We start from the raw sequence: 7,261 nt of genomic DNA, 5'->3' as shown, positions 1-7,261 counted from the left end.
CTGCATGAACGGCAGTTCCAGCGCCTCGGCGACGCGGTCCGAGAGCGCGACGCAGACGAGCCCCGCCGGCGTCGTTTGCGCATCCGGGCGACGGCGTCGGGGCTGACGGCCCCGGCCGGGTAGACGAGGTCGGTCTCACCTTCGCGGTCGGCGGCGTCGTGGATCAGCACCGGCTCGCCGCGGGCGAAGGCGGCGACGGCGTCGGCCACGCTGTCGGCGTCAACGGCGGTTTCCTCACTCCGAGACATGCACGATCACCTCGTCACCGTCGGCCAGTTCCAGCACCTCGCGGAGCTTTTCGGGCGCAATCACTTCGAGTTGCTCCTCGCCATGGTGGGTTCGCTCGGGCGCGATGACGTGGGCCGGCTCGTACTCGCCGTCGCTGCCCTCTATCGAAGCGGGGTAGCAGTACGCGGGGCCGTACGTCCGCTCGTCGTCTTCCCACCCCTCGATGGTGACCGGTTCGATGGCGCTCATCCGCGCTCGCTTGCGGACGCTCTCGGCCGTGAGTTCGAGGTTGAGCGTGCCCGCGAACGGCTCGTACCCCAGTCGCTCGATGAACTGCTCCATGTAGCCCGGCAGCGTGATGTAGTGTCGTCCCTCTCCCATCCCCGAGGTGACGACGCCGGTCAGGTCGACGCTGGCGTCGGACTCGAAGATCCGCCGGTAGTCGGCGTACTCCGACTGGAGGCGGCGTTCACCGTCCCCGGTCAGTTCGACCTCTTGCCCGTCGCTGACGATGTCCCGGGCCAGTAGCCCGGCGTCTTCGAGCCGCTGGAGCCGCCGCGAGGCGGTCTGGTTCGAGGCGTCCAGCCGTTCCGCGAGATCGGCACAGGACACCTTTGCCGACTCATCGAGCGCACCGTCGAGGGCGAGCAGTTTCAGCGTCGCCAGTTCGTCCCGACCGACGCCCTGTCCCGTTGATTCAGCCATGCATTGCAGTAGGGATTCCCGCCGGATAAGCATACCGAAGGTGGAATGCATTCCACTTTTGGAACGGAGAAAAACTGGTACGGGGTTGGTAGCAGAAGCGCGTCTTACCGTTTCTACTGGATACAATTCAAGCCGCTGCCTAACACGTTCGGCCCTATCACACTGCTGTGATAGATGATAAGACGCGGCTGGGAGACACTGGTCGAAAATGCATCATGAGACCGCGAAACCGGGTATCGGCCCCGATTCGTTTCGATTGGGCTATTCAGAGGCTGCCTTCGAGCAACGGGACAATGGACTCTGTCCGTTTGTCGACTTTGTCCATGTTGGTGCATGGCTCTTTATCAACCGTGAGGGCTCCATCGCTGTAGTTGATCTCACCAGTCATCCCTGCGACGTTCTTGAACACGACCGACTCCAGCTCTGCTTCAAGCGCTTCCCGCCCCAATTTGTCGCTACAGATTGCCTCGAAGGCACTGATTGTCGGTAGAAAATAGACTTTCGTCCACCCTTCGAACCAGAGCTCTTCGTTGACTCTCTCGTCGATAAGTGATTCCCACTGGATATCGAGATCGACCTCAAAACCCGCTGCGTCGTCAATTGAATCCTTTAGCGACGGCATTTCTTCTTCCTGAAACTCCTTTACTTTTCGCTTACTTTTTAGATCCATTAATATTCACGCGATTGAAAATACGCCCCCTTATGTATTTAATACTATTCTTTCGGACTACGATCTTTCACTACGAGTGGCACTCCTGAGTGGTGTCTGGCCAGTTCTTTCCACTCCTACGCAAACTCGAAAAGAGCGCTCTCGATAGGACAGAATCAAACCCACCGGTTCCATTCCTCTGGATCTGTAAGAACAAGCGGATTAACCGCTATTCAACGGAGCAGGCGAAAAAGCGACTGCCTTCGCTCACGGTTTCGCTGTTCGCATTGTGGTCCCACTCCGCTCGACTTGCGTCCCGATGTCGTACATGGCACTCAGTACTCGACGAGCGAATCCTGCTCCCAGAACTCGCTCGACTTCTCCAGTTTCGGAACCCATGTGTTCTCGTCCTCGGCGAGCATCGCCACGCGGGAGTCTTCGACCTCCTTCAGCACGTCGTGGTCGGGGAGGTACTCGCCCATCTCTCGTGTGAACTCCCGGACCTCGCTGTGGTCGGGCATCGAGTCGCGGTCGAGACGGCCCCGCGAGTGGCCGACGTGCATGTACGCCTTCATCTCGACGAAGTCCGCATCGGCCCGGTCACACATCGCCGCGTACCACTCGGGGTGGTGCATGTTGTGGCCTTTGACCAGCGTCGTCCGGATGACGGTGCGGGTGTCGTCTTTCTCGGCCAGTACGTCCAGCGTGTCGATGAGCGAGTCCCAGGCGTCGTCCTCCATCGCCTGCACCGTCGAGTCGAACGTCCCGCGGTCGGCGGCGTCGACGGAGACGTACAGTTGCGTGGGGTCACACCGCTCCAGCATCTCCGTGTTGGTCCCGTTGGAGACGAGGAAGGTGGTGATGTCGCGGTCGTGGAACTCCTCGATGAGTTCCGGCAGGTGCGGGTAGAGCGTGGGTTCGCCGTCCAGCGAGATGGCGACGTGGCGCGGTTCCATCGCCTGGTCGAACACCTCGCGCGGGACTTCATCGTTGCCCCCGAAGCCCGACAACAGTTTCCGCTGGAGTTCCACGGAGGCGTCGGCGACCGCCGCGGGGTCGTCCCACTCCACGTCGCCGAGTTCGTAGGCGTGGCCGGCGTGGTCCCGCCAGCAGAACACGCACCGCTCGTTGCATTTCACGACCGGCGTCATCTGGATGCAGCGGTGGGACTCGATACCGTAGAAGATGTACTTGTAACACTTCCCTTCGCCGCGAAGGGCGTTTTTCGTCCAGCCGCAGGTCTGGGCGGCCGTGTGGTTCTCGCTGTGGTAGGCCGGGTCCGAGACCTGCTTCGGACCGCCGTCGGCGTCACTCATTGCTGTCGGCTTCAACAGCCAGCGGCAAAAACTCCCGGATGTTGCGCGTCAGTCACGATACGCTCGGACCGCGTGTGGCAACTTACGTCAGCTTGACGATGGGGTTGCTCATGTGGTGGCCGACGACGTTGCCGTTCTCCATGATCCGGTCGTAGCCATCGTCGTCAACTTCGATTCGGGTTTCGCTGTCCTTCTGCATCAGATAGAGTGTTTTGTTCATACACCTGTGGATGCCCCTGATAGGCAAGACCAGAACTACTAGGTGTATAGATACGCGCTGTGATGTATGCTATATGTATCAAATCCCGGCGGAGATGTATCTCAGCCGGAAGATTTTGGGGGCTCCGGATAGTGAGTACATAGTATGGGTGTGCTTGACACGGTCTCCGAGCTGTTCGGCTCCGGGGACCAGCACTACCGGTTCCGCTGTGACGACTGCGGGACCGAGTTCGCACAGCGCGTGGCGACAGTCGAGGACCTGATCTGTCCGGAGTGTGGCGCTGGGGCGGTGCGGCCGGCCGAAGCGGCGTGAGGTTGGGGTGCCACTAAGCCCCGAGTCAGCGGCCCAGATCGTAGAACTCGTCGTTCGGACGGATGTCGGCGAGCTGTGCCAGCCGGTTCGAGAGGTTGAAGAAGGCGGCGACGCTGCCGATGTCCCAGATCGCGCGGCGGCTGTAGCCGTGGTCCTCCAGCCGTTCGAGGTCTGCGTCCTCGATACGGGCGGGCGATTCTGTCAGCTTCACCGCGAAATCCAGCATCGCCTTGTGCGTCTCGTTGATGTCCGCAGTTCGGTGGTTCGCGGCGACCTGTTCGGCGAGCTTGGGTGCGTCGGCGTAAATACGCAGCAGCGCACCGTGGGCGACGATACAGTAGAGGCAGTCGTTGACGCCGCTGACGGCGACGATTATCAGCTCGACTTCCTCGCGTTCCAGCGCCGTCTGCTCGACCAGCGCGTCGTGGTACGCGAAAAAGGCCCGGAAGTGCGAGGGACGATAGGCCATCGCCGGGAAGATGTTCGGCGTGAAGCCGGCGCGTTCGGTCTCCTCTTCGATGCGTTCCTGCAGGTCTTCGGGGAGGTCGTCGATGTCGGGGGTTTCGAACCGAGCCATCACTGTGTCGGAGTCTGCCATACCACACGTCCGTCCGGCCGCGGCTTGAAAGTTAGCTGCCTGTCTGGCCATGGCTGGCGAGAGCTGCTGTATAGTTCTTCCGGGGACGTGGCACGAGGTCGAACAGCCACGCCGGCTCTTTTGCTAGACGGCGCGACCGTTCGTATGCATGTCAACGACGACAGAGACGACACAGACGTACGACGTCAGTACCGGCAACTGGAAAGCCGGCGTGCTCGGCGGTATCGCCGGGAGCGCCGTGATGGGTGCCTTGATTCTCGTGATGAACACCGCGACGCTCGCCGTCGCAATCCCGTCCCTGTACGGGCTCGCGCCGCCGCCGAGCCCAGCGGCTGGCCTCGTCGTCCACCTCTCCCATGGGGCCGTGATGGGTGTGATGTTCGCCGGGCTAGCGCGGGTCCTCAATCTGGAATCGTCCGGCGAACTGCTCGGACTCGGCGTCGGCTGGGGCGTCGCCACCTGGGTGCTCTTTGCCGCGCTTCTGATGCCAGTCTGGCTCGGTGCGGTCGGCTCGCCGGCCTCCCCGCCGTTCCCGAACTTCGCGCCGCCGTCGCTGCTGTGGCACGTCGTCTACGGGGGCGTCCTCGCGGTCGTTTACGCCGTGACCGCGGACCGCATCTGAGATCGGCCGTACCTGAGCCGTCGCGGTCGCCGCTACTGCTCCTGAAACACGGTCCACTGTCGCTCGTCGGTTCTGGCGTCGGCTATCGCCTCGACCTTCTCGCGCTGCAGGTCGTCCAACTGCGCAGTCGCCAGCCGAATCCACGACAGGAACTCCCCGCGGAGCCGCTCACGCACTACTTCAGGCGGCTGTGGCGTGTAGACGTACACATGCCCGCCCTCCGGCCTGATTCGCCGGCGCTTCTCGACGACGCCGAACTCCGCGAGATGGTTGAGATGGCGCGCGACGACGCTCCGGTCGTAACCGATCTGTTCGGCCAGTGCTGCCACGGTCAACTCACCGCCCTCCATCACGCAGAGACAGACGTCCAGCTCGGTACCGGACATCTCGAAGACGGTCTGCAGCAGGGTTTCGAGCGACGGCTCGCTGACCGCCGCGTCCGTCGCCTCGGTCGCCGCCATCGGCTGGCCACAGCACTCCGGCCGGTTCTCGCCGATACCGATGCCGCCGCAGGTCGCACACTCGAACAGTCGCGGTTCGTCGGCGGAGGGTGTCATACGACGGGCTACTCACCCCGCCGGTAGAAGCTTCAGGTATGGTCGGAGTAACTACGGGCGGGTGCCGGCGGGTCGCGGTTTCTCGCCCGTCATATAGATGTTAGTCCAAAGGTCTAAGCCCTCCCGGGACCGAATACAATTCACTATGAGCACTGACACAGAGGACGCCAACGACCTGCGCGAGCGAATCACGAACTTCCTGCGTCGCAACTTCCCCCAGATCCAGATGCACGGCGGGAGCGCGGCCATCGAGGAGATCGACCGCGAGGAAGGCAGCGTCACGATCCGCCTCGGCGGCGCCTGTTCCGGCTGTGGCATCTCACCGATGACCATCCAGGCCATCAAGACGCGCATGACCAAGGAGATCCCGGAGATCAACGAGGTCACCGCGCGCACCGGGATGGAACAGCAGGAAGGGATGTCCGGCGGCAGCGGCGGCATGAGCCCCTCGTTCCCCGGCGAGTCCCGCGGCGGCGACGTCGGCGGCGACGAAGACGAAGGCCCCGAAGCGCCGTTCTGAGGCCAGCTTTCTCCGTTTTTTTGAACGTGGCTAGCCGCAGGTGTGGAAGCGTCTGTGTGGGTCGCGGTGCTGCACCAGCGAGTCACACAGATTAAGACGACGGGGGCAGACGGCGGGGATATGGAGACGGTCGACACTGTCGTCTGGGCGCTGTGGGCGATGTTGCCGGCGTACATCCCGAACAACGCCGCGGTTCTCGCCGGCGGCGGCAGACCGATAGACGGCGGCCGAACGTGGGGCGGGCGGCGGGTGCTCGGCGACGGCAAGACCTGGCGCGGGACGCTGATCGGAACCGCCGCCGGGACGTTGCTCGCGCTCGGACTGACGCAGATCGCGCCCAGCGTGAGCGCCGCACTGGGAGTCGACCTCCCCACGTTTCCGGTCCGTGCGGGGCTGGGACTCGCCTTCGGCGCGATGCTCGGGGACATCGGCGCATCCTTCCTCAAACGCCGAACTGGTCGGGAGCGCGGGGCGGCGTTCCCCGGGCTGGACCAGCTGGATTTCGTCGTCGGGGCCTTGCTCTGTGCGCTCGTGGCCGCGCCGTCGTGGTTCACCGAGACGTTCACGCTCCCGGTGCTGGTCGTCGTCGTCGTCGCGACGCCGGTGTTACACGTCGTCACCAACGGCATCGCCTACCTGCTCGGCCTGAAAAACGAGCCCTGGTAACTCGCAACCGTCTCCCCCAGAGCTACATATCCGGCGCACCGATCCGCTCCCGATGGCCCTGACTAATCCCCTCCCGACCGTCGAACGCGGCCCTTCGGTCCTGAAACGCGCGACGGTCACCGGCGTGGTCTGTACGGCGCTATTCCTGCCGACCATGTACGTGCTCTTGCACGCGTACGTGGTCCTCACGGTAAGCGTCGGTCCCGTCCACACGCTCAACAGACTGATCGACTTCGCCCTCGTCGCCGGCGGTTTGACGACGTTCGTCGCGGGGTTCGTTTCGCAGGTCGTGTTCCAGGCTGTCCTCGCCGAGTCGACTCGCTAACGACTTCGACTCGATCCCGGTCCAGTGAACCGACGAAGAAGTGTGTTTTTACGCGCTGACCGAGGAGTGACGGGTATGACAACACGCGGGGAGACACTGCAACTGGCGACGCGGGGGTCGGACCTCGCGTTACGCCAGGCGGAGACGGTCCGGGACACGCTGTCGAGCCGCCGGCTGACGGTCGAACTCGTCGAGGTGGAGACGACGGGCGACCAGATCCGGGACGAACTCATCCACCGGCTGGGCAAGACCGGCGCGTTCGTCCGGAGCCTCGACGAGAAGGTGCTCGACGGCGAACTCGACGCGGCGGTCCACTCGATGAAGGACATGCCGACCGAACGGCCCGAGCGCCTCGTCGTCGCGGCGGTCCCCGAGCGGGCCCCCGCCGAGGACGTGCTGGTGACGCCGGACGGCCGCTCGCTCGATGAACTGCCGGAAGGCGCGACCGTCGGCACGTCGAGCCTGCGACGCAAGGCACAGTTGCTCGCCGAGCGCGACGACCTCACCGTCGAACCGCTCCGGGGCAACGTCGACACGCGCATC

At 63.7% G+C, this 7,261-nt stretch carries 12 protein-coding genes and 1 pseudogene; 6 read left to right on the top strand and 7 right to left on the bottom strand.

Going from position 1 to position 7,261, the window contains the following annotated elements; all coding sequences use genetic code 11:
• The 5 genes and pseudogenes from GJ630_RS18945 to GJ630_RS19720 form a co-directional block, all read right to left on the bottom strand.
• A pseudogene (locus GJ630_RS18945) lies at positions 1-248 on the bottom strand (3,4-dihydroxy-2-butanone-4-phosphate synthase); the annotation flags it as partial.
• On the bottom strand, positions 235-933 hold the full coding sequence (locus tag GJ630_RS18940; protein WP_008311261.1) for a DUF120 domain-containing protein: 699 nt from the start codon (positions 931-933) through the stop codon (positions 235-237). The gene GJ630_RS18940 and the pseudogene GJ630_RS18945, both read right to left, overlap by 14 nt.
• A 265-nt stretch (positions 934-1,198) precedes the next feature.
• Complete coding sequence (locus tag GJ630_RS18935; RefSeq protein ID WP_191450717.1) at positions 1,199-1,603, bottom strand: hypothetical protein; 405 nt, start codon at positions 1,601-1,603, stop codon at positions 1,199-1,201.
• 314 nt (positions 1,604-1,917) lie between these two features.
• A complete protein-coding gene (twy1, locus tag GJ630_RS18930) occupies positions 1,918-2,898 on the bottom strand; it encodes a 4-demethylwyosine synthase TYW1 (protein ID WP_151102829.1) in 981 nt (326 codons plus the stop codon).
• Positions 2,899-2,980: 82 nt separating this feature from the next.
• Positions 2,981-3,118: a hypothetical protein gene (locus GJ630_RS19720; protein WP_004964745.1), complete on the bottom strand. Its 138-nt coding sequence runs from the start codon at positions 3,116-3,118 to the stop codon at positions 2,981-2,983.
• A gap of 144 nt (positions 3,119-3,262) precedes the next feature.
• Here GJ630_RS19720 and GJ630_RS18925 point away from each other — a divergent pair, with 144 nt between their 5' ends.
• On the top strand, positions 3,263-3,430 hold the full coding sequence (locus GJ630_RS18925) for a zinc ribbon domain-containing protein (protein ID WP_191450715.1): 168 nt from the start codon (positions 3,263-3,265) through the stop codon (positions 3,428-3,430).
• Positions 3,431-3,455: 25 nt separating this feature from the next.
• On the opposite strand, the gene GJ630_RS18920 is transcribed toward GJ630_RS18925, so the two are convergent.
• Positions 3,456-4,028 (bottom strand): peroxidase-related enzyme, encoded by a 573-nt coding sequence (locus tag GJ630_RS18920; RefSeq protein WP_191450713.1) that lies wholly within the window; start codon positions 4,026-4,028, stop codon positions 3,456-3,458.
• Between the two features lie 148 nt (positions 4,029-4,176).
• Between GJ630_RS18920 and GJ630_RS18915 the strand changes: the two genes are divergently transcribed.
• Positions 4,177-4,650 (top strand): DUF6789 family protein, encoded by a 474-nt coding sequence (locus GJ630_RS18915; protein WP_191450711.1) that lies wholly within the window; start codon positions 4,177-4,179, stop codon positions 4,648-4,650.
• Between the two features lie 32 nt (positions 4,651-4,682).
• Here the strand turns inward: GJ630_RS18915 and GJ630_RS18910 are convergent, their stop codons facing one another.
• Positions 4,683-5,207 (bottom strand): helix-turn-helix domain-containing protein, encoded by a 525-nt coding sequence (locus tag GJ630_RS18910; protein ID WP_014039331.1) that lies wholly within the window; start codon positions 5,205-5,207, stop codon positions 4,683-4,685.
• A 145-nt stretch (positions 5,208-5,352) separates the two neighbouring features.
• On the opposite strand from GJ630_RS18910, the gene GJ630_RS18905 reads away from it, so the two are divergent.
• The 4 genes from GJ630_RS18905 to hemC all read left to right on the top strand — a co-directional run.
• A complete protein-coding gene (locus tag GJ630_RS18905) occupies positions 5,353-5,727 on the top strand; it encodes a NifU family protein (RefSeq protein WP_014039332.1) in 375 nt (124 codons plus the stop codon).
• 120 nt (positions 5,728-5,847) lie between these two features.
• Positions 5,848-6,393 carry a CDP-2,3-bis-(O-geranylgeranyl)-sn-glycerol synthase gene (locus GJ630_RS18900; RefSeq protein WP_191450709.1) on the top strand — a complete coding sequence of 182 codons (546 nt, stop codon included), beginning with the start codon at positions 5,848-5,850 and terminating at the stop codon, positions 6,391-6,393.
• A 52-nt stretch (positions 6,394-6,445) separates the two neighbouring features.
• Positions 6,446-6,718, top strand: a complete 273-nt coding sequence (locus GJ630_RS18895; RefSeq protein ID WP_050037461.1) for a hypothetical protein — start codon at positions 6,446-6,448, stop codon at positions 6,716-6,718.
• 75 nt (positions 6,719-6,793) lie between these two features.
• On the top strand, positions 6,794-7,261 hold a 468-nt coding region (hemC, locus tag GJ630_RS18890; RefSeq protein WP_191450707.1), incomplete at its 3' end, for a hydroxymethylbilane synthase.

It is taken from the genome of Haloarcula sp. CBA1122 (assembly GCF_009741785.1).
GTDB lineage: Archaea > Halobacteriota > Halobacteria > Halobacteriales > Haloarculaceae > Haloarcula > Haloarcula hispanica.
The sequence above is the reverse complement of the archived record's forward strand: the minus strand, read 5'-3'. Positions and strand labels throughout refer to the sequence as shown.